The sequence below is a fragment of the Bailinhaonella thermotolerans genome (assembly GCF_003594875.1).
Classification (GTDB): Bacteria; Actinomycetota; Actinomycetes; order Streptosporangiales; family Streptosporangiaceae; genus Bailinhaonella; species Bailinhaonella thermotolerans.
Map to the genome: position 1 here is coordinate 166,438 of NZ_QZEY01000013.1, position 18,912 is coordinate 185,349.

The 18,912-nt window shown below is 73.7% G+C and carries 16 protein-coding genes; 8 read left to right on the forward strand and 8 right to left on the reverse strand.

What is annotated here, in order from left to right; genetic code table 11:
* Window positions 1-138: 138 nt before the first annotated feature.
* On the forward strand, window positions 139-327 hold the full coding sequence (locus D5H75_RS27830) for a hypothetical protein (RefSeq protein ID WP_119929505.1): 189 nt from the start codon (window positions 139-141) through the stop codon (window positions 325-327).
* Window positions 328-438: 111 nt separating this feature from the next.
* On the opposite strand, the gene D5H75_RS27835 is transcribed toward D5H75_RS27830, so the two are convergent.
* The gene (locus tag D5H75_RS27835) at window positions 439-1,335 is read right to left on the reverse strand and encodes an SDR family oxidoreductase (RefSeq protein WP_119929506.1); all 897 of its coding nucleotides are present in this window, start codon (window positions 1,333-1,335) and stop codon (window positions 439-441) included.
* Window positions 1,336-1,606: 271 nt separating this feature from the next.
* Between D5H75_RS27835 and D5H75_RS27840 the strand changes: the two genes are divergently transcribed.
* Entirely contained in the window at window positions 1,607-2,665 is a 1,059-nt protein-coding gene (locus tag D5H75_RS27840; protein ID WP_119929507.1) for an NAD(P)H-dependent amine dehydrogenase family protein, read from the forward strand.
* 109 nt (window positions 2,666-2,774) lie between these two features.
* On the opposite strand, the gene D5H75_RS27845 is transcribed toward D5H75_RS27840, so the two are convergent.
* Window positions 2,775-3,824, reverse strand: coding sequence for an MBL fold metallo-hydrolase (locus D5H75_RS27845; protein WP_242454559.1), 1,050 nt, complete (start codon window positions 3,822-3,824; stop codon window positions 2,775-2,777).
* 103 nt (window positions 3,825-3,927) lie between these two features.
* Between D5H75_RS27845 and D5H75_RS27850 the strand changes: the two genes are divergently transcribed.
* Entirely contained in the window at window positions 3,928-4,812 is an 885-nt protein-coding gene (locus D5H75_RS27850; RefSeq protein ID WP_119929509.1) for a glutathione S-transferase family protein, read from the forward strand.
* A gap of 73 nt (window positions 4,813-4,885) precedes the next feature.
* Here the strand turns inward: D5H75_RS27850 and D5H75_RS27855 are convergent, their stop codons facing one another.
* Together D5H75_RS27855 and D5H75_RS27860 are read right to left on the reverse strand one after the other, a co-directional pair.
* Window positions 4,886-6,463: an MFS transporter gene (locus D5H75_RS27855; RefSeq protein WP_119929510.1), complete on the reverse strand. Its 1,578-nt coding sequence runs from the start codon at window positions 6,461-6,463 to the stop codon at window positions 4,886-4,888.
* Window positions 6,463-7,104 (reverse strand): helix-turn-helix domain-containing protein, encoded by a 642-nt coding sequence (locus D5H75_RS27860; RefSeq protein WP_119929511.1) that lies wholly within the window; start codon window positions 7,102-7,104, stop codon window positions 6,463-6,465. Before D5H75_RS27860 ends, D5H75_RS27855 begins: the two co-directional genes overlap by 1 nt.
* 106 nt (window positions 7,105-7,210) lie before the next feature.
* Between D5H75_RS27860 and D5H75_RS41960 the strand changes: the two genes are divergently transcribed.
* From D5H75_RS41960 to D5H75_RS27885, 5 genes are all read left to right on the forward strand, one after another.
* Window positions 7,211-9,331 (forward strand): GAF domain-containing protein, encoded by a 2,121-nt coding sequence (locus D5H75_RS41960; protein ID WP_202638572.1) that lies wholly within the window; start codon window positions 7,211-7,213, stop codon window positions 9,329-9,331.
* A gap of 325 nt (window positions 9,332-9,656) precedes the next feature.
* Window positions 9,657-10,325: a B3/B4 domain-containing protein gene (locus D5H75_RS27870; RefSeq protein WP_206781968.1), complete on the forward strand. Its 669-nt coding sequence runs from the start codon at window positions 9,657-9,659 to the stop codon at window positions 10,323-10,325.
* Window positions 10,326-10,717: 392 nt separating this feature from the next.
* Entirely contained in the window at window positions 10,718-14,377 is a 3,660-nt protein-coding gene (locus D5H75_RS27875; protein ID WP_119929513.1) for a multifunctional oxoglutarate decarboxylase/oxoglutarate dehydrogenase thiamine pyrophosphate-binding subunit/dihydrolipoyllysine-residue succinyltransferase subunit, read from the forward strand.
* Between the two features lie 276 nt (window positions 14,378-14,653).
* Window positions 14,654-14,833, forward strand: a complete 180-nt coding sequence (locus D5H75_RS27880) for a DUF6104 family protein (RefSeq protein WP_119929514.1) — start codon at window positions 14,654-14,656, stop codon at window positions 14,831-14,833.
* Window positions 14,834-14,983: 150 nt separating this feature from the next.
* Window positions 14,984-15,661, forward strand: a complete 678-nt coding sequence (locus D5H75_RS27885; protein WP_119929515.1) for a PadR family transcriptional regulator — start codon at window positions 14,984-14,986, stop codon at window positions 15,659-15,661.
* 116 nt (window positions 15,662-15,777) lie between these two features.
* Here the strand turns inward: D5H75_RS27885 and D5H75_RS27890 are convergent, their stop codons facing one another.
* The 4 genes from D5H75_RS27890 to D5H75_RS27905 form a co-directional block, all read right to left on the reverse strand.
* Complete coding sequence (locus D5H75_RS27890) at window positions 15,778-16,410, reverse strand: TetR/AcrR family transcriptional regulator (RefSeq protein ID WP_119929516.1); 633 nt, start codon at window positions 16,408-16,410, stop codon at window positions 15,778-15,780.
* Window positions 16,407-17,303, reverse strand: a complete 897-nt coding sequence (locus tag D5H75_RS27895) for an oxygenase MpaB family protein (RefSeq protein ID WP_242454560.1) — start codon at window positions 17,301-17,303, stop codon at window positions 16,407-16,409. Before D5H75_RS27895 ends, D5H75_RS27890 begins: the two co-directional genes overlap by 4 nt.
* 71 nt (window positions 17,304-17,374) lie before the next feature.
* Entirely contained in the window at window positions 17,375-17,770 is a 396-nt protein-coding gene (locus D5H75_RS27900) for a hypothetical protein (protein ID WP_147425295.1), read from the reverse strand.
* A gap of 123 nt (window positions 17,771-17,893) precedes the next feature.
* Window positions 17,894-18,862, reverse strand: a complete 969-nt coding sequence (locus D5H75_RS27905) for a zinc-binding dehydrogenase (protein ID WP_119929518.1) — start codon at window positions 18,860-18,862, stop codon at window positions 17,894-17,896.
* Window positions 18,863-18,912: the final 50 nt, after the last annotated feature.

An 18,912-nucleotide genomic window follows, 5' to 3' on the forward strand; every position in this document is an offset into this window, starting at 1 on the left:
ATGCCGACAAATCATGGTATGTACGGCTGAGCTGCCGGAAGTTTCACCTTTCCGGCAAGGGGCACCCTGGCGGCACGCCGAGTGACGTCGCCCCGCGGGCAGGCGCGGGGCGAGGCGGGCGCTCGCTAGGAGACGACGATGGCTCGCTTGTACCGCCGGGGCATCAGCCTGGTTTTCCTGATCTACATCCTCGTCGGCATCTACGTGGCCTGGGTCCACGACTACATCACGCCGGCCCTGCTCAGGGACGTCGCGGAGGCGCTGCTCGCGGTGTTCCTGTGGTTCCTCGTCCTGCTCGGGGTGGACCTCCACCTCGGCGGCGACTGACCGCCGCCCGCCGCGCCCAGGAGACGGACGTCCCCGGGGCGCGGCGGGCGCGTCCCGGGGGGCGCGCGGGATCAGCGGATCGCGCTCCCGGGGACGCACGGGATCAGCGGGTCAGAGCATGGCCTTCATGGATGCGCCGGCCTGCTGGCCCAGCGTGGTCGGCGTGAGGTACGGCGTCTCGGCCAGGATCGCGTCCCAGTTGTCCCGCACGGCCTCGGGGGTCAGGTCGTCCTGGCGGAAGCCCGGACCCTCCGCGACGAACACGCGGGCGACCCGGCCGCCGCCGACCGAGAAGACCTCGCCGCTGGTCTCGCAGGACTCGTGGACGAGGTACGTCACGAGGGCGGTGACGCGCTCCGGCGTGAACTTGCTCTCGAACTCGGCCGGCAGCAGGGACTCGGTCATCCGGGTCCAGGCGATCGGGGCGATCGCGTTGGCCTTGATGCCGTTCTTGGCGCCCTCGATGCCCAGCGTCTTGGCCAGGCCGACCAGGCCCATCTTGGCGGTGGAGTAGTTGGCCTGGCCGAAGTTGCCGAACAGACCGGCGGGCGAGGACGTCATGAGCACGCGGCCGTAACCCTGCTCCTTCATGTGCGGCCAGGCGGCGCGGCTGACGAGGTAGGACCCGCGCACGTGCACGGCGAGCACGGCGTCGAACTCCTCGACGCTCATCTTGCCGAACGACTTGTCCCGCAGGATGCCCGCGTTGTTGACGACGATGTCCACCCGGCCGAACCGCTCGATCGCGGCGTCCACGAGCGCCTGGGCGCCCTCGGGGGTGGCGACGTCGTGCGCGTCGGCGATGGCCTCGCCGCCCTCCTTGGCGATCAGCTCGGTCACCTCGGCCGCGGGCGTGGTGGACGCGCCGCTGCCGTCGAGCGCGCCGCCCAGGTCGTTCACGACCACCTTGGCGCCCCGCCGGCCCAGCTCCAGCGCGTGGGAGCGCCCGAGGCCGTGGCCGGCCCCCGTGACGATCGCGACCTTGCCGTCGAACCGCAGCTCACTCATGCCGCCTGCCTTCCTGCGTACGGTTGTGCATCCGGTGTGCGTCCGCGCCTGTGACAACCAAACAGTAGCTTGTTCTGTGCGGCTCGCCGCTCACCGGGTAGGACCCTGAAATGTCGATAGCGCATAGTGATCGGACGAGTGCGCTTCTGCTAGGGTGTCGGGTCCCGCATCCCGGCGCCGCCCCGCGCACGCCCCCTCGCGAGACCCCGCGGGCACTCCCCCGCGCACACCTGAACAACGGCTGAGCGACACTCCGGGCTGGAGGCCTCCTATGCCCGTCTCCCCCTCCCACCGGGTCATCCAGTGGGCCACCGGCGCGGTCGGCGGCTACTCCCTGCGCTCGGTGATCTCCCGCCCCTGGCTCGAACTCGCGGGCGTGCTCGTCTTCGACCCCAAGAAGGCGGGCCGCGACGCCGGAGAGCTGGTCGGGGCCGGGCCCACCGGCGTGGTTACCACGGCGGACGTCCACGAGATCATGGCCATCCCGGCCGACTGCGTGCTCCACATGCCGCTGCCCGCGCCGTTCGCGGGCGGCAGCCGTACCGACGACGTCGAGACGATCTGCGCGCTGCTGCGCTCCGGCAAGAACGTGATCACGACGACCGGCTTCGTCTACCCGCAGGCGTACGGCCGGGGCCTGGTCGAGCGGCTGGAGGAGGCGTGCCGCGAGGGCGGGACCAGCCTGCACGGCACGGGCATCAACCCCGGGTTCATGTGCGACCTGCTCCCGCTGGCGCTGTCGGGGCTGTGCGTGCGGCTGGACCACATCTACGCCCGCGAGTGCTCGGACTTCAGCGGGCATCCGTCGGCGCGGATCGTCGGCGACCTGATCGGCTTCGGCCGCGCCCCCGAGGAGTACGTCCGCTCGGTGCGGCCGTTCCGGGCGTTCCAGCGGGGGCTCTTCGCCGAGAGCGTGCACCTGGTCGCCGCCGCGCTGGGCGTGGAGCTGGACGAGGTGGAGGAGCGCGACGAGTACGACCTGGCGCGGGAGGACTTCGAGGTCGCGGCCGGAGTCGTGCGGCGGGGCACGGTCTGCGCGTCGCGGTGGCTCTTCTCCGGGCTGGTGCGGGGGCGGCCGTTCATGACGATCGAGTGCGTCTACAAGTCCGACGCCGCGCGGGTGGGGCGCTGGCCCTCCCCCGGGTTCTCGGCGCACATCGAGGGCGTCCCCCAGCTCATGCTCTCGGTGGACGAGGTCACCCAGGGCCTCGCGGGGGCGGCCGCGCACGCGGTCAACGCCGTCCCCGCGGTCTGCGCCGCGCCCCCGGGCGTCCGCACCCTCCTCGACCTGCCCCTCACCACCGGCCGGGGCACCGCCCGCCTGGCCTGACCGAGCCGTACGGCTGGCGCCGGGTCCGTCGTACGGCTCTCGCCGGCCCCGCCGTACGGCGCGCGGGGCGCGGGAGGCGCGGGGGCGGCGGGCGGCGGGCGGCGGAAGGTCAGGTCGCGGGGCTCCAGAGGTCGGGGGTGCCGGGGGTGCGGCGGACGCGGCCGCGGGCCTCCAGCCAGACGAGGTGGGCCAGCGTCTCCCCGTTGGCGGCGCGGCGCATGAACAGGGGGATCGTCTCCCAGGGACGGGACCAGGTGAGACGGGTGGCCAGGTCCCAGCAGGCGATCTCGCCGGCGGCGGCGACCGTCTTCTCGATCTCGTCGAGGCGCTCGTGGTGGTGGGCGATCACGTGGTCCACGCGGTCGGCGAGCCCGGCGAACCGGTACTCATGCGCGGGCAGCACCTCGTCCGCCTCCAGCGCGCGGATCGAGGCCAGCGAGTCCAGGTAGTCGGCCAGCGGGTTCGCCGGGGCCTGCGGGTGCACGGCCACGATCGGGGTGATCCTGGGCAGCACGTGGTCGCCGGACAGCAGCAGGCGGCGGCCGGGCTCGGCGAAGCACAGGTGCCCCGGGGAGTGCCCGGGCGTCCAGATCGCGCGCAGGTCCCAGCCGGGCAGGTCCAGGCGGTCGCCGTCCTCGATGAGCACGTCGGGCTCGGCCAGGCGCACGAAGTGCCGTACGGCCATCGAGGCCCCGGCCAGCTCGTCCGCGGACGCGGGCGGGACGCCGCACCGGTCGAGGAGGGCGCGCTCACGCCGTACGAGACCTTCGGCGAAGCCCTCGTCGTAGCGGTCGGGGATGAGCCGGGCGTCGGCCGGGTGCAGGCCGACCCACGCGCCGGACTCCTCGCGCACCCGCCCGGCCAGGCCGTAGTGGTCGGGGTGGATGTGGGTGACGAGCACGGCCCTGACGTCGGCGATGGTGTACCCGGCGACGGCCAGGCCCGCGGTGAGCCCGGCGAACGCCTCGGGGGTGTCCCAGCCCGCGTCCACGATGGCGACGCCGTCCGGCAGTTCCAGGGCGTAGACCAGGACGTAGCGCAGCGGGTTGATCGGGATGGGCACGGGGATCGACCACAGGCCCGGCCGCACCCGCTCGACCTCGGGAAGCCGCCCGCCGAGCCACGCGGCCCGCTGCTCTTCGTTCGTCGCAGTCACCACGTCTGGCATTCTGCCCTGTCCACAGAATCGCGTTCTATTCAGGGCTGTCCACAGAATCGTGTTCGGCCTCGGTCCGGGGTCGCGCCGGGGTTACGGTCGGGGCATGGATCTGAGTCGTGAGACCACGGACGACGGGCGGTTCCGGCGCCAGCCGAACCGGTTCACCGACCACATCACGCCTGAGGCGGGCAGATACCAGCTCTACGCGTCGCTGGCCTGCCCCTGGGCCCAGCGCGCGCTCATCGTGCGGCGGCTGCTGGGCCTGGAGGAGGTCATCGGCGTCACGATCGTGGACCCCATCCGCGACGAGAAGGGCTGGCGCTTCTTCGGCAAGGACCCGGTGACGGGCGCGGCCTACCTCTCGGAGCTCTACCTGGCGAGCGACCCGTCCTTCACCGGCCGCTACACGGTCCCCTGCGTCTGGGACACCAAGGCGAACCACCTCACCACCAACGACTATCCGCAGATCACCCTGGACTTCGAGACGATCCTCGCGCCCTTCCACGCGCAGGGCGCGCCCGACCTCTACCCGGAGCGGCTGCGGGCGGAGATCGACGAGCTGAACGACCGGCTCTTCCACGGTCTCAACAACGGCGTCTACAAGGCCGGCTTCGCCCGCTCCCAGGAGGCCTACGACGAGGCCGTGGGCGAGGTCTTCCGCACGCTGGACTTCCTGGAGGAGCGGCTGGGCGGGCGGCGGTTCCTGTTCGGCGACGACCTGACCGAGTCCGACGTCCGCCTCTACACCACGCTCGCCCGCTTCGACGCGGTCTACCATTCCCACTTCAAGTGCATGGTCCGCCGCCTGGTCGACTACCCCCGCCTGTGGTCCTACGCCCGCGACCTCTACCGGGTCCCCGCCTTCCGCGAGACCACCGACTTCGACCACATCAAGCGCCACTACTACGTCACGCAGACCAACATCAACCCGACGGGGATCGTCCCCTGGGGCCCCGACGTGGACTGGGAGGCCCCGCCCGCCCGCTGAGTCGGGCGGGGCCTCGTCCTGGGGGCCGGCGCGCTCGCGCCGCCGTCCGGGCGCGCGGCGGGCGCGCCCGGGATCATCCCGCGCCGGACCGCGCGGGCACCCGCTCCGGGGCGGTCCGCGCGGCGCGCCCACCGATCCCGAGGTAGAGCAGCGCCGACAGCAGGAGCAGGCCGGCGGCGCCCCACCAGACGGAGGCGACGCCCGCCCGGGCCGCGAGCATGCCTCCGGCCAGCGCACACAGTGTGCCGCCGAACTGGAGCTGAAGCGACATCACCGAGACGACGGTCGCGCGCTCCCCGGAGGACACCCGGCGATGGGTCATCTCCTGCCGCAGCGGCGAGGTGATCCCGAAGCCGATGAACATCACGACGTACGCCAGGGCGGCCGCGACCACGGCGGGGAAACCGGCGAGCGCGGTCCCGGCGGCGAGGCCGGACAGCGCGAGCGCGGCGACGATCACGCCGGCCGCGGCCGCCCGCGCCGCCCCGCGCATCGACCGCTCCGACCCGGGCGCCGCCCGGTCGCCCGCCGCGCCGCGATCCCCCGCCGCGCCGCCGTCCGCCTCCGTGTGCGCCGCCGGAGCGGCGTTCTGGGCTTGGCCGGTGCGGGCGGCTTGGCCGGTGCGCGCGGCCTGAGCGAGGGCGGCGCCCGCCTCGGCGTGGGCGGCCTCGGTCTCGGTCTCGGCGGCCCCCGTCTCCAGCGGCCGTCCGGGGACGGGCGGCCCCTCGGGCACGGGCGGCGGCCCGCCGGCCGCGCCGCCGTCCCCGCCGCCGTCGCGCGGGGTCAGGACGCGGGCGGCGAGCGGGCTGAGCCGCTGGCCGAGCGAGAACGCCAGGAACCCGGCGGAGACGACGATCGCGTAGACCAGGCCGCCCTTCTCGCCCCCGCCGGTCAGGTCCGCCAGGCGGCCCGGCGTGAGCATCTCGATGGCGTTGAGCGCCACCCCGAGCACGAACATCGTGCCGAGCACGCGCACGAGCACGCTGTCGCGCAGCCCCAGCCGGAAGCCCGTGCCGATCGTGCGCGGCACGTCGCGCAGCACCGATCCCGGCGTGGCCCGGGGACGCGGCGGCTCGGGCATGCCGAACATCGCCGTCAGCAGCAGCGCCACCGACGCGACCGCGCTCAGGGCGACGGGCACGGACAGCGGGATCAGGCCCAGCGGCAGGTCCCGGGGCATCAGGAGCGGGATCACGCCGCCCACGAGCGTCCCGGCGGCCAGCGCGAGGGAGCCCACCGACTCCCCGCGCGCCAGCCCGCGCCGCAGGTCGGCCTTCTCGCCCGCCCTGTCGACGTACCACGCCTCGGCGGGGCCGCTGGACAGCGCCCGCGAGACGCCCTTGAGCAGGGAGGTCAGCGCGAGCTCCCACAGCGTGGTCGCCACGGCCATCCAGGCGAGCGCGATCACGCCGACCGCCGCCGAGATGGCGAGCACCGTGCGCCGGCCGATCACGTCGGCCAGCCCGCCGGTCGGCAGTTCCAGGGCGACCACGGTGCCGCCGTAGATGGCGAAGACCAGCCCGACGCCCGCCAGGTCCAGGCCGCGCGCCTGGTACAGAAGGACCATCGGGGTCATGTACAGCCCGGTCGCCAGCCACACGAGGAAGTTCAGCAGGGCGAACCGGCGGGCGGGGTCGATCGTCGTGCCCATCAGGCGTACCCCCTCGCGGGGAAGGCGGCCAGGGTCAGCATGATCAGCTCGCTGCCGTCGCCGGGGTCCCCGGGATCGGCGGCGAGTTCGTGGACCATCTCCTCCAGGCGGCGGCGCACCTCGTGCAGGGCCGCGGGCGTGAGCCGCACCACCTCGTCGCTCAGGCCGAGGGTCTCGACCCACTCCGGGCTCCAGTCCTCGATCTCCGCCTCGAAGCGCTCGGCCGTCTCCACGACGGACTGCAGGTGGCGGCGGCGCATGAAGGCCGTCGCCTCGCGGCCCTCCGGGGTCTCGCGCATCTCGGCGTTGCTCCAGGAGGTGAGGGCGTGCAGGGCCCGCCAGCGGCGTTCGCGGGCGTTGCGCTGCTCGGGGTCCTGCTCGATGAAGCCGTACCGCTCGAGCTGGCGCAGGTGGTAGCTCGTCGAGCCGGAGCTCTCGCCGAACCGCCGGGCCAGCTCGCTCGCGGTCGCGGGGCCGTCCACCCGCAGGGACGCCAGGAGCCGGGTCCGCAGCGGGTGCGCCACGGCCTTCAGCGTCTCCACGTCGGTGACCCGGCGCACGTCGTCCCGCCGCGGCCGTTCGCGATGCGGCGGGAGTCCCGCGCCGCCCCCGGCGCGCGCGGGGTTCGTCTCGTCTGACATGGCTCACACCCTAGACCGCAAAGAGTTCTTTGCAAAGACTTCTTTGCGATTATCCGGATTCGCCGGGAACTGGACGGTGCGCGGTGATGAGCACCACGATGGTCAGGTGCGCGTGCGCGACGGGCAGGGCGGCTGGGCGGTCGCCACGGCGATCGCCGGCGGTCTGGCGCTCGCCCTCGCGATCACGCTGGCCGCGACGAGCGTCCCCCGGCTCTGGTGGATCGCCGCGATCCCCGCGCCCTTCTACGCCGCCGGGCTGTACGCCGCGCGCGCCGCCCCGCGGAACCTGACGGCGCTGCGGCTCCTCGTGCTCGGCGCGCTCTTCGCCGCCCACTCGGCGCTGCTGACCGTGGTCGCCGCCGTCGCGGCGTACTCCGGCGAGGAGCCCTGGTTCACGCCCGCGCTGCGCGTCGCCGACGCCGCCGAGTGGGCGCTGTACGTGCTCGGCGCGCAGACGTTCGCGCTGCTCCCGGACGGCCGCGCCGGTCGCGCCGCCCGCTGGGCGCTCCGGCCGGCGTGGGTCCTCGTGGCCGTCCCCGCGATCCCCGCCCCGCTCGCCGGGTTCCCGGTCCCCGGCCTGGAACCGTGGCGGCCGCTCGTCCTGGTGTACGGCGCGGCGATCCTGCTCCTGCGGTACGGCCGCGCCCCCGAGCCGGTGCGGCTGCCGCTGCGCCGCCCGCTCGTGGCGCTCGCGGTCACCGCGGTCGGCGGGATCACGCTCGCGCTCGGCCTGGCCACCGGCCTGATCCCGGCCGGGAACACCCCGCCCGCGACGGCCCCGTTCCAGGTCGCCGCGCTCCGGATCGCCCTGGACCCGGGCCCGGGCGCGCTCCCCGCCGCGCCGGTCCTGTGGGCCGGGTTCTACGCCGCGCTGCTGGTCTGGCTGGCCGCCGCGCTGCTCGCGGCCCTCCGCCCCGGCTCGTACGGCACGGCCGCCACCCTGCGGCGCGTCCTCGTGTACGGCGGCGCGTGGCTCCTCGCGTGCGGGGTCGCGGTCGCGCTCGCCCTGGCGTACGGCGTGGACGCGGACGTGCGGCTCGGGGTCGCGGCGCTGCTGGGGCTGGCGGTGATGGCCTTCGCGTGGCCGCTGCGGGAGCGGCTGGACCGGCTCGCGATCGGGCGACCGGGCGAGCCGGGCCTGCTGGAGTGGCTCGGCGAGACGCTCGCCGGGACCGGCGACCAGCGCGTGGTGGCCAGGGTCGCCGCCGAGGGGGTACGGCGGGGCCTGGGCGTGCGGTGGGCGCTGGTCCGCCTGGGGCCGCTGCCCCGCGAGGCGATCGGGCCCGAGCCGATGGCCGCGGGCGCCCCGCCGTACCAGGAGATCACGGTCGCGCTCCCGCTGCGGCAGGCGGGCGAGCACCTGGGCCGCGTCGAGGTCGGGCCCCGGCCGGGGCGCCGGCTGAGCGAGCGGGAGCACGCGCTGCTGCGGGTGTTCGCCGACCGCACGGCGCGGGCGGTGCGGAACGCCCGGCTGGTCGCGGAGGAGAGCAGGCGGCTCGGCCTGGCCAGGGAGCGCGCCGACGAACTGGCCGGGGACGTCGCGGCGCTGCGGGAGTCGCGGGCGCGGCTGGCGGCCGACGGGACGGCGCTGCGGCGGGACGTGGCGGCGTGGCTGCGGCAGGACGTGCAGCGCGACGTGGCGGCGCTGGCGGCCCGGGTGAGCATGCTGCGCCACGCGTACCCGTTCCCGGAGCTGGACCGCCTGCACCGGGACGCCCGCGACGCGCTCCTCGGCGTGCGCGCCCTCGCGACCCGGGTCTGGCCGGCCGAACTCGACGCCGAGGGCCTGGCGGCCGCCGCCGCCACCCTCGCCCCCGCCCTCACCGCCGAGATCGACCTCGACCGGCGGCTCCCGGCCGTCCTGGAGCACGCCGCGTTCGACTGCCTGCGCACGGCCGCCGCCCACGCGCACCCGTCCCCGGTCACGGCGTGCGTCCGCCTGCGCGATGACGCCCTGGTCGTGGACCTGACCCTCCCCCCGCCCGGTACGGCCGAGGGCCCCGACGACCCCACCGCCCTCGACGACGCCGCCGCCTGCCCGGACGACGCGATAGGCGACGAGTACGCCGAGCCCCCGCGGACCCCGCCCCCGCCCGACCCGGACGCCCACCTCCCGCCCTGGCCCTGGCTGACCCCTCTCTCCGACCGCATGGCCGCGGCCGGCGGCACCCTGGACCACGACGACCGAACCGTCACAGCCCGCTTCCCCCTCCCCCCGCCTCCCTGACCCGCCCTCCGAACCTCAACCCGCCGTCCCGAGGCGGCGGCCACCACCTCACGGGCCGTGATCTTGCGATTCCGCGCCACGCCGACCCCACCGCACACCTCGGGTGCCGCGAGCGGCGTGCGCGATCGCCAGATCACGGCGAGGGGAGGCGAGGGGAGGCGAGGGAATGGGGCGCGGGCAGGTTGGGGGCGCGGGCAGGTTGGGGCGCGGAGCGGGTGCGGGCGCGGCGACGGGTGCGGGCGTGGCGACGGGGGTGGGGCGTGCGGTGGGGTGGGCGGGTGAATCGGTAATCTTTGGGGGGCAGGGCGAGGTGTTGGGGGGCGGCGTGATCGAGCGGGTGGGGGTCGACGAGGCGGTCTGGGAGCTGCGCCCGGACTTCGCGGTGCTGGTGATCTCGGCGCGGGGGCTGGCGAACTCCGGCTCGGACGACCGGTCCCGGGAGTGGCTGGCGGAGGCGGCGGCCGCCGTGGTGGACGACGGGCATCCGCACGTGAAGGCGTGGCAGGACGCCTACCGAGCGTTCGGCTCCAAGCCGCAGCGCACGCGGCCCTCGGTGGACGCGCTCCTGCGGCGGCGGGACGCGCTGCCGGAGATCAACAAGGTCGTGGACGCCTACAACTCGGTGAGCGTGCGCCACGTGCTGCCGATCGGCGGGGAGGACCTGGGCCACTACGCGGGCGCGGCGCGGCTCGTGCGGGCGACCGGCGAGGAGACCTTCGACACGATCGCGGCGGGCGAGCCGGCGGTGGAGCACCCCGACCCCGGCGAGGTCGTCTGGCGCGACGACGAGGGCGTGACGTGCCGCCGCTGGAACTGGCGCCAGTGCGTCCGCACCCGGATCACCGAGGACACCACCGACGCGCTGTTCCTCCTGGAGCGCCTGGACGGACTGTCCCTCGACGAGCTGGACGCCGCCGGCGACGACCTCGAACGCCTCCTCCGCGAGATCACCCCGGGGGTGGCCGTGGAGCGCCGCCTCATCCGCCGCGACTGAGAAAACCCCGTCCGCAAAGCCGTTTCCGCTCCGGCCGTACGGCGTCGCCGGGCCGAGCGGGCGCGAGCCGTACGGCGAGCCGGACGAGGCCCCGCGGAACCGGGCGGAACCCGCGCGATCTCCGTACGGCACGGCGGCGCGGAGGCGGCGGAAGCCGCACCACCTGCGGGCGGGACCGGGCGCGGGAAGATCGGCCACACCCGGCGCGTTGAATTGATTGGATCATCCGAACCGGTCGTCTCGGGGGTCGAGGTGACCGGAATGGAGGGTTCTGGGAGGATCGGAACCCGAGGTTGTCGCCTGGGCGGGCTCATGTGGCCAACCAGGGCGAGTAGCCTTGGACCGGTTCTCATTTCAACAACGCCGATCTGCGGAAGAGGGCGATTTCCGCCGTGTCGTCTGAGTCGTCGCGGACAAACCCAATGGCCGACTTTGGCCCTAACGAGTGGCTTGTCGACGAGCTGTACCAGAAGTACCTCCAGGACCCCGAGTCAGTGGACAAGGCCTGGTGGAACTTCTTCGCTGACTACAACCCCGAAGCCGGGGCGAAGCGGCCACCGGGCAACGGCACGGCGTCAGCCGCGCCCGCCGCCCCCGCCGCGGCTCCGGCCCCCGCCGCCGCCCCCAGCGCGACTCCGACGACGGCCCCCGCCGCCCCGGCTCCGCAGAAGGCCGCTCCGGCCCAGGCCCCGCCGCAGGGCGCCGAGGAGGTGCGACTGCGCGGCGCGGCCGCCCGGACGGCGGCCAACATGGAGGCGAGCCTCGCGGTCCCGACCGCGACGAGCGTGCGCGCCGTCCCCGCCAAGTTGCTGATCGACAACCGCATCGTGATCAACAACCACCTCAAGCGGGGCCGCGGCGGCAAGGTCTCCTTCACCCATCTCATCGGCTTCGCCATCGTCAAGGCGCTCGGCACGATGCCGGAGATGAACTGGTCGTACGCCGAGGTGGACGGCAAGCCGGTGCTGGCCAAGCCCGAGCACGTCAACCTGGGCCTGGCGATCGACGTGCAGAAGAGCGACGGCACCCGCCAGCTCCTCGTGCCGTCGATCAAGGCCGCCGAGACGCTCGACTTCCGCCAGTTCTGGATGGCCTACGAGGACATCGTGCGCAAGGCGCGCGCCGGCAAGCTCGGCGTGGAGGACTTCGCGGGCACCTCGATCAGCCTGACCAACCCCGGCACGATCGGCACCGTGCACTCGGTCCCGCGCCTCATGCCGGGCCAGGGCACGATCATCGGCGTCGGCGCGATGGAGTACCCCGCCGAGTACCAGGGCGCCTCGGAGGAGACGCTCGCCCGGCTGGCCATCAGCAAGGTCATGACGTTGACCTCGACCTATGACCACCGGATCATCCAGGGCGCGCAGTCCGGCGACTTCCTGCGCCAGATCCACCGCCTGCTGCTGGGCGAGGACGGCTTCTACGACGAGATCTTCGAGGCCCTGCGCATCCCCTACGAGCCGGTGCGCTGGGTCAAGGACATCTCGGCCTCCCACGACGACGACATCTCCAAGGCCGCCCGGGTCCTGGAGCTGATCCACGCCTACCGCGTGCGCGGCCACCTCATGGCCGACACCGACCCGCTGGAGTACCGCCAGCGCAAGCACCCCGACCTGGACATCAAGTCGCACGGCCTGACGCTGTGGGACCTGGAGCGGGAGTTCGCGACCGGCGGGTTCGGCGGCAAGCCGCTGATGAAGCTGCGCGAGATCCTGGGCGTGCTGCGCGACTCGTACTGCCGCACGATCGGCGTCGAGTACATGCACATCCAGCACCCGGAGGAGCGGGCCTGGCTCCAGCAGCGCATCGAGGTCCCGCACTCCAAGCCGTCGCGTGACGAGCAGCTACGGATCCTGTCCCGGCTGAACACCGCCGAGGCGTTCGAGACGTTCCTGCAGACCAAGTACGTCGGCCAGAAGCGGTTCTCGCTGGAGGGCGGCGAGTCCCTGATCCCGCTGCTCGACTCGGTGATCAGCTCGGCCGCGTCCGACGGGCTCGACGAGGTCGTCATCGGCATGGCCCACCGCGGCCGCCTCAACGTCCTCGCCAACATCGTCGGCAAGTCCTACGGGCAGATCTTCGGCGAGTTCGAGGGCAACCTCGACCCGCGCAGCGCCCACGGCTCCGGCGACGTGAAGTACCACCTGGGCGCGGAGGGCGACTACCCGACCGCCGACGGCGCCAAGATCAAGACTTCCGTGGTGGCGAACCCGTCCCACCTGGAGGCGGTCGACCCGGTCCTGGAGGGCGTCGTGCGCGCCAAGCAGGACCTCCTGGACGTCGGCGAGGAGGGCTTCACCATCCTCCCGGTCCTGGTCCACGGCGACGCCGCGTTCGCCGGCCAGGGCGTGGTCGCCGAGACGCTGCACCTGTCGCAGCTCCGCGGCTACCGCACCGGCGGCACCGTCCACGTGGTCGTCAACAACCAGGTCGGCTTCACCACCTCGCCCGCCTCGTCGCGGTCGAGCGTCTACGCCACCGACGTCGCCCGGATGATCCAGGCGCCGATCTTCCACGTCAACGGCGACGACCCCGAGGCCGTCGTCCGCGTGGGCCAGCTCGCGTTCGAGTACCGCCAGGCGTTCCGCAAGGACGTCGTGATCGACCTGGTCTGCTACCGCCGCCGGGGCCACAACGAGGGCGACAACCCCTCGTTCACCCAGCCGCTGATGTACGACCTGATCGACGCCAAGCGCTCGGTCCGCAAGCTCTACACCGAGGCCCTGATCGGCCGCGGCGACATCACGGTCGAGGAGGCCGAGCAGGCCCTCCGCGACTACCAGGAGCAGCTCGAGCGGGCCTTCACCGAGACGCGCGAGGCGGCCAAGAAGCCGCTGGAGCCCGGCTCGGTCGTCAGGCCGGAGCCCGAGGAGGTCGTGCCCTGGTCGCACGACTCGACGCAGACCGCGATCTCCGAGGAGACCGTCAAGCGCGTCGTCGAGACCCAGCTCAACCTGCCCGAGGGCTTCACCGTGCACCCGCGCCTGGCCCCGCTGATCCAGCGGCGCTCGGCCATGGTGCAGGAGGACGCCATCGACTGGGCGATGGGCGAGACGCTCGCGTTCGGCTCCCTGCTGATCGACGGCCACCCGGTCCGCCTGGTCGGCCAGGACTCCCGCCGCGGCACCTTCGGCCAGCGCCACGCGGTGCTCGTGGACCGGCAGACGGGCGAGGAGCACACGCCGCTCAAGACGTTCAACAAGGGCAACACCAAGTTCTACGTCTACGACTCGCTGCTCAGCGAGTTCGCGGCGCTGGGCTTCGAGTACGGCTACAGCGTGGTCCGTCCCGACGCCCTGGTGGCCTGGGAGGCGCAGTTCGGCGACTTCGTCAACGGCGCCCAGTCGATCATCGACGAGTTCATCTCGTCCGGTGAGCAGAAGTGGGGCCAGCGCTCGGCCGTCACGCTGCTGCTGCCGCACGGCTACGAGGGCCAGGGCCCGGACCACTCCTCGGCCCGGATCGAGCGGTTCCTCCAGCTCTGCGCGCAGGACAACATGACCGTCGTGCAGCCCACCACCCCGGCGAACTACTTCCACCTGCTGCGCTGGCAGGTGCTGTCGGACCGCCGGAAGCCGCTGATCGTCTTCACGCCCAAGTCGCTCCTGCGGCGCAAGCAGGCGGCCTCGGCGGCGTCGGAGTTCACCAGCGGCTCCTTCCAGCCGGTGATCGGCGACACCACGGTGGACCCGTCCGGCGTCCGCAAGATCGTGCTCACCACCGGCAAGATCTACTACGACCTGGCCGCCGCCCGCGAGAAGTCGGGCGACCAGAGCGTGGCGATCGTCCGGGTCGAGCGCCTCTACCCGATCCCCGTCGAGGAGCTGCGCGCCGAACTGGCCCGCTACGCCCCCGACGCCGAGCTGGTCTGGCTGCAGGACGAGCCGGCCAACATGGGGGCCTGGCCCTTCATGGCCCTCAAGCTCCCGCACCTGCTGGACGGCCGCCGGCTCAGCCGCGTCTCCCGTCAGCCCAACTCCTCCCCCGCGGTCGGCTCCCACGCCGCCCACGAGGCCGAGCAGGAAGAACTCATCAAGCAGATCTTCGGCTGACGCCCGACCCGCGACGCAGGGCTCCCCGGCCCCCCGGGGAGCCCTGCTCCTTTTCCGCCCCCTTCCGGTACGGCGACGGCCTGCCGCGCCCTCCCGGGCGTACGGCGGGCGCCGCGCCCTCCCCGGGCGTACGGCGGATGCCGCCCTCGCCCGGGCTCGCCGGGTACGGCTCTCGCGATCTTGATCACCTCATCGGGGCGCCGCGATCGCGGGTCCGTCCAGACCTGGTCCCGGGCCTGGCTAAAGTTGCGCGGGAACGTCGAACAGGAGAATGGGATGTACTTCACGGACCGGGGGATCGAGGAGCTCGTCGAGCGCCGGGGCGGCGAGGAGATGTCGATCGACTGGCTGGCCGAGCGGCTGCGGGAGTTCGTGGACCTCAACCCCGAGTTCGAGACGCCCGTGGAGCGGCTGGCGACGTGGCTGGCGCGGCTGGACGACGAGGACGACGAGTAGGCCGCGGTTCGCGGGCCCGGGCGGAACGCGATACATCTTGGATCGTGGCGGCGCGCCGCATAGCGTGGTGACGGAACGTCGGAGCACGGGAGGGCGCACGCCGCGGCAGGCGCGTGCGTCCGTTTCCCGGCTGGTGTGAGAGGTGGGGTCGTGAGTCCGGTCTTCGGGCATGGGAGGTTACGGCTCTACCTGCTCAAACTGCTCGACGAGAGCCCCCGGCACGGATACGAGGTCATCCGCCTGCTCCAGGACCGCTTCCTCGGGGTCTACTCCCCCTCGCCCGGCACGATCTATCCCCGGCTGGCCCGCATGGAGGCCGAGGGGCTGGTCACGCACGAGGTGGAGAAGGGGCGCAAGGTCTTCCGGCTCACCGACGCCGGGCGGGCCGAGCTGCGCGACCGCGGGGACGAGCTGGCGGACCTGGAACGGGAGGTCGCCGACTCGGTGAGCGGCATCACCCGCGAGATCCGGGAGGACGTGCGCGAGACGGTCCGCTCGCTGCGCGAGGAGCTGACCCGGGTGGCCCGCGACGTGCGCCGCGGCGAGGAGTCCCCGCTCGCCGCCGCCGAGGACATCAAGCGCGAGTGGCGCCGCCACAAGGAGCAGTGGCGGGAGGACCGCGACCGCTGGCAGCACGCCTGGGAGAACGTCTGGTCCGGCGGCCGCCGCCGCGACCCCCGGACCGAGCTGCACGTTCTCCTCGACGAGTTCGCCGGCGAGGTCCACCGGCTGGCCGACGAGGCCGACGTCAGCCGCGATTCGGTCCGGGAGGTCCGCCGCGCCCTCGCCCGGGCCGGCGCCGAGATCCGCCGCGCCCTCGACGCCTGACCCCGCGCGAGCCGTACGGCGTCACGCCCGCCGAGCCGTACGGCGTCACGCCAGGAAGAGCCGTGCGGCGAAGGCCCGCGGAAGCCGCACGTGCCGCCGGGCGGGCCCCTGGCGGGTCACTGAGCGAGGAGCGGGGCGAGGTGGTCGCGGGCGTAGGCCCGCAGGTCCTCGTCGGTGTCCAGGGGCACACAGGTCTGCGGGGTGAGGACGAGCGACAGCGCCAGCCGTACGAAGAGCTCGGCGACCGGGGCGACGCGGGCCCGGGTGAGGGCGGGGTCGGCGCGCAGGGCGTGATCGGTGAGGAAGTCGCGGGCCAGCGCCAGGAACGGGCCCGCGTGGATCGTCAGCTCGGGGAGCAGCGCCTCGGGCTCGGTGGCGAGCATGCGGGTCAGCAGCGGGTGGGAGCGGGCGGCCCGCAGGGTGACCGCGAAGCCCTCGACGAGCTGTTCGGCCAGGGTCGGGAGCGGCGTGATCGCGGCCTCGAAGTCGGCCAGGAAGCGGCGCAGCTCACGCAGGATGACGGCCTGCGTGAGATCGCCCTTCCTGGCGAAACGGCGGTAGACCGTGACGCGGCTCAGGCCGGCGCGGCGGGCGACGTCCTCGACGGTGGTGCGGCGCAGGCCGAAGTGGAGGTACAGCTCCAGGGCGGCGTCGAGGACTCGCTCGGTGGTCTCGTCGCAGGGCCCGGCCGCCTCGGCGAGCAGCCCGGCGAGCGGCGGAGGGGCCGGGGGAAGGGATTCGGCGGTCATCTCCCGCGCAAGGCTATCTCCAGGCGGGCGCGGCTCCGGGCCGCCTCCCGGGCGTGGTAGGCGATCGGGAGGTAACGCACCCGCTCGGGGAGCAGCGGCACGGTCTCGGCGATCACGCGCCCGATCCGGCGCAGGCGGCGCTCGTCCTGGGCGGTCCAGGACAGGCCCAGCTTGGCGCGCAGGGCGGGCGGCAGCGTGCCGACCATCAGGAAGTGGTTGAACCGGCCGCTCGACCAGCCAACGGGCACCCAGGCGGCGCGCAGCGACCGGGGCACGAACGGCGGGGCCTGCACACCGAGCGCGGTGCGGAGCACGTCGTGGCAGGTCGGGTGGTTCTCCAGGGTGTGCGCGACCATGTCGTCGAAGTAGTCCCAGTACTCGGACACGGTCTGGGGCACCACCCGGTCCGGGACCCGCAGGATGCGCCCGAGCCGCAGGATCTCCGCGTAGAGCCGTTCCTGCCCGGCCCGGTCGTAGGGCGTGTCGAAGTACCGGGCCATGGTGATCGCGCGGTCGAACGCGGTCAGGAAGACCCAGGCGTACGGCTCGGCGCTGAGCGCGTGGTAGCGCCGGCCCTGATCGTCCACGCCCTGGATGTCCTTGTGCAGCTCGCGCAGGCGGCGGCCCTCGGCGAGGGCGGCCTCACCGCCGTAGACCCACTTCTGCAGCGAGTCGAGGGAGCGGGTGAGCCGTCCCCACGGGTCGCTGCGGTAGACGGACTGCTGACCCACGGCCGCCCCGATCTGCGGGTGGGCGACCTGTTCGACCAGGGCGCTGCCCAGGACCAGCATCATGCGGACGTCGCCGATGCCCTCCCATAACAGCGACCCGGGCCCGAACGGCTCGGCTTCCGCGCCCGCGGGGGCGGGCCTCTCCTGGGCTACGGCGGTCACGGCGGCCTCCGGGGGGTGAAACAAAGCTACACAATATGTATCACCCACTCAGACCGGACGTAACCCATCACTTACGGCGTCGTCATGTGTTCTCCGTCGCACTCGACCAGCAACCGGCGGTTCGCCTCCACCTGGTGCCGGATGCGGTGCTCGGTGACGCGCACGAGCGCGGCGCGCTCCTCGGACAGGGCGCGGGCCAGCACCGAGCTGGAGTGCAGCACCGAGGCGAGGCAGCGGTGGGCCTCGCGGAGGTTCTCGCGCAGGCGCTGGACGCGCTCGGCGTCCCCCTCGCGCTCGGCCTCCGCCAGCAGCCGGCGCACGCTGCTCCAGGCGAGCTGGGCCTTGCGCCGGGTGACGGCCAGGGTGAGCAGCATGGCCCGCACCTCCCGCAGCCGCAGGGTCGCCACGATCGCCTCGGCCTCGCGCACGGCGCAGTCGGCCGATATGTCATGTGAGCCGTCGCGCATGTCCACCAGTGTGGCGATCCGCCCGGGCGGAAGCCGCCACGAGCAGGGGATGAACTCCGTCCCGGAGGAGGAGTTGGCCCCCGGGGCGGAGACATGCGCACCCCGGGGTTGAAAGGACTCGACCTACGGCGTGAAGACGATCTTCCCGAAGAGCTCACCGCGGTCCATCGCGGCGAACCCCTCCCGAGCCTCTACCAGCGGCAGAACCCGGTCGATCTCCGGCCGAACCCCCGTCTGCTCACAGAACGTGAGCAACCGCGCGAGCTGGTCGCGGGTGCCCATCGTGGATCCGACCACCGAAAGCTGGAGGAAGAACACCCGCGACAGGTCCGCCGGCGGCACGCTGCCGCTCGTCGCCCCGGAGACCACGATCCGCCCGCCGGGCCGCAGCGACTTCAGGGAGTGGGCCCAGGTGGCCTGCCCGACGGTCTCCATGACGGCGTCCACCCGCTCGGGCAGCCGCGCCCCGGGCTCGAACGCCGCGTCCGCGCCCAGCTCCACCGCGCGCGCCCGCTTCTCCTCCGAACGCCCGGTGACCCACATCCGGTAGCCCCCGGCCCGCCCCAGCGCCACCAGGGCCGTCGCGACGCCGCCGCTCGCGCCCTGGACGAGCACGGTCGCCCCGGGTTCGAGCCCGGCCTTGTCGAACAGCATCCGGTAGGCCGTGAGCCACGCCGTAGGCAGGCACGCCGCCTCCTCGAACGACAGCGCGGCGGGCTTGGGCACGAGGTTCCGCCGGGGCACGGCGACGCGCTCGGCGAGGGTGCCGTCGTACCGCTCGGACAGCAGCGACCGCCGCGGGTCCAGCGTCTCGTCACCCCCGCCCGCCGCCGGGTCCCCGATCACGGCGTGGACGACGACCTCGTTGCCGTCCTCGTCCACCCCGGCCGCGTCGCACCCCAGCACGATCGGCAGCCGGTCCTGCGAGATCCCCACGCCCCGCAGCGTCCACAGGTCGTGGTGGTTCAGCGAGGCGGCCCGCACGGTCACGGTGGTCCACCCCTCGGGCGCCTCCGGCTCGGGCCGCTCCCCGGCCTCCAGCCCGGCCAGCGGGTCCTTCTCATCGGTACGCGCAGCGCTCACGGCGAACATGAGTCAGACCCTAACCCCGCGCCCGCCCGCGATCACCCCCACCCCTCGCG

Excerpts from the sequence above, each read along its gene's own strand:
- D5H75_RS27890 (WP_119929516.1), bottom strand. The coding sequence starts at position 16,410 with ATGACCGCCGAATCCCTTCCCCCGGCCCCTCCGCCGCTCGCCGGGCTG.
- D5H75_RS27905 (WP_119929518.1), bottom strand. The coding sequence starts at position 18,862 with ATGTTCGCCGTGAGCGCTGCGCGTACCGATGAGAAGGACCCGCTGGCC.
- D5H75_RS27840 (WP_119929507.1), top strand. The coding sequence starts at position 1,607 with ATGCCCGTCTCCCCCTCCCACCGGGTCATCCAGTGGGCCACCGGCGCG.
- D5H75_RS27830 (WP_119929505.1), top strand. The coding sequence starts at position 139 with ATGGCTCGCTTGTACCGCCGGGGCATCAGCCTGGTTTTCCTGATCTAC.
- D5H75_RS27855 (WP_119929510.1), bottom strand. The coding sequence starts at position 6,463 with ATGGGCACGACGATCGACCCCGCCCGCCGGTTCGCCCTGCTGAACTTC.
- D5H75_RS27850 (WP_119929509.1), top strand. The coding sequence starts at position 3,928 with ATGGATCTGAGTCGTGAGACCACGGACGACGGGCGGTTCCGGCGCCAG.
- D5H75_RS27860 (WP_119929511.1), bottom strand. The coding sequence starts at position 7,104 with ATGTCAGACGAGACGAACCCCGCGCGCGCCGGGGGCGGCGCGGGACTC.
- D5H75_RS27835 (WP_119929506.1), bottom strand. The coding sequence starts at position 1,335 with ATGAGTGAGCTGCGGTTCGACGGCAAGGTCGCGATCGTCACGGGGGCC.
- D5H75_RS27900 (WP_147425295.1), bottom strand. The coding sequence starts at position 17,770 with ATGCGCGACGGCTCACATGACATATCGGCCGACTGCGCCGTGCGCGAG.
- D5H75_RS27880 (WP_119929514.1), top strand. The coding sequence starts at position 14,654 with ATGTACTTCACGGACCGGGGGATCGAGGAGCTCGTCGAGCGCCGGGGC.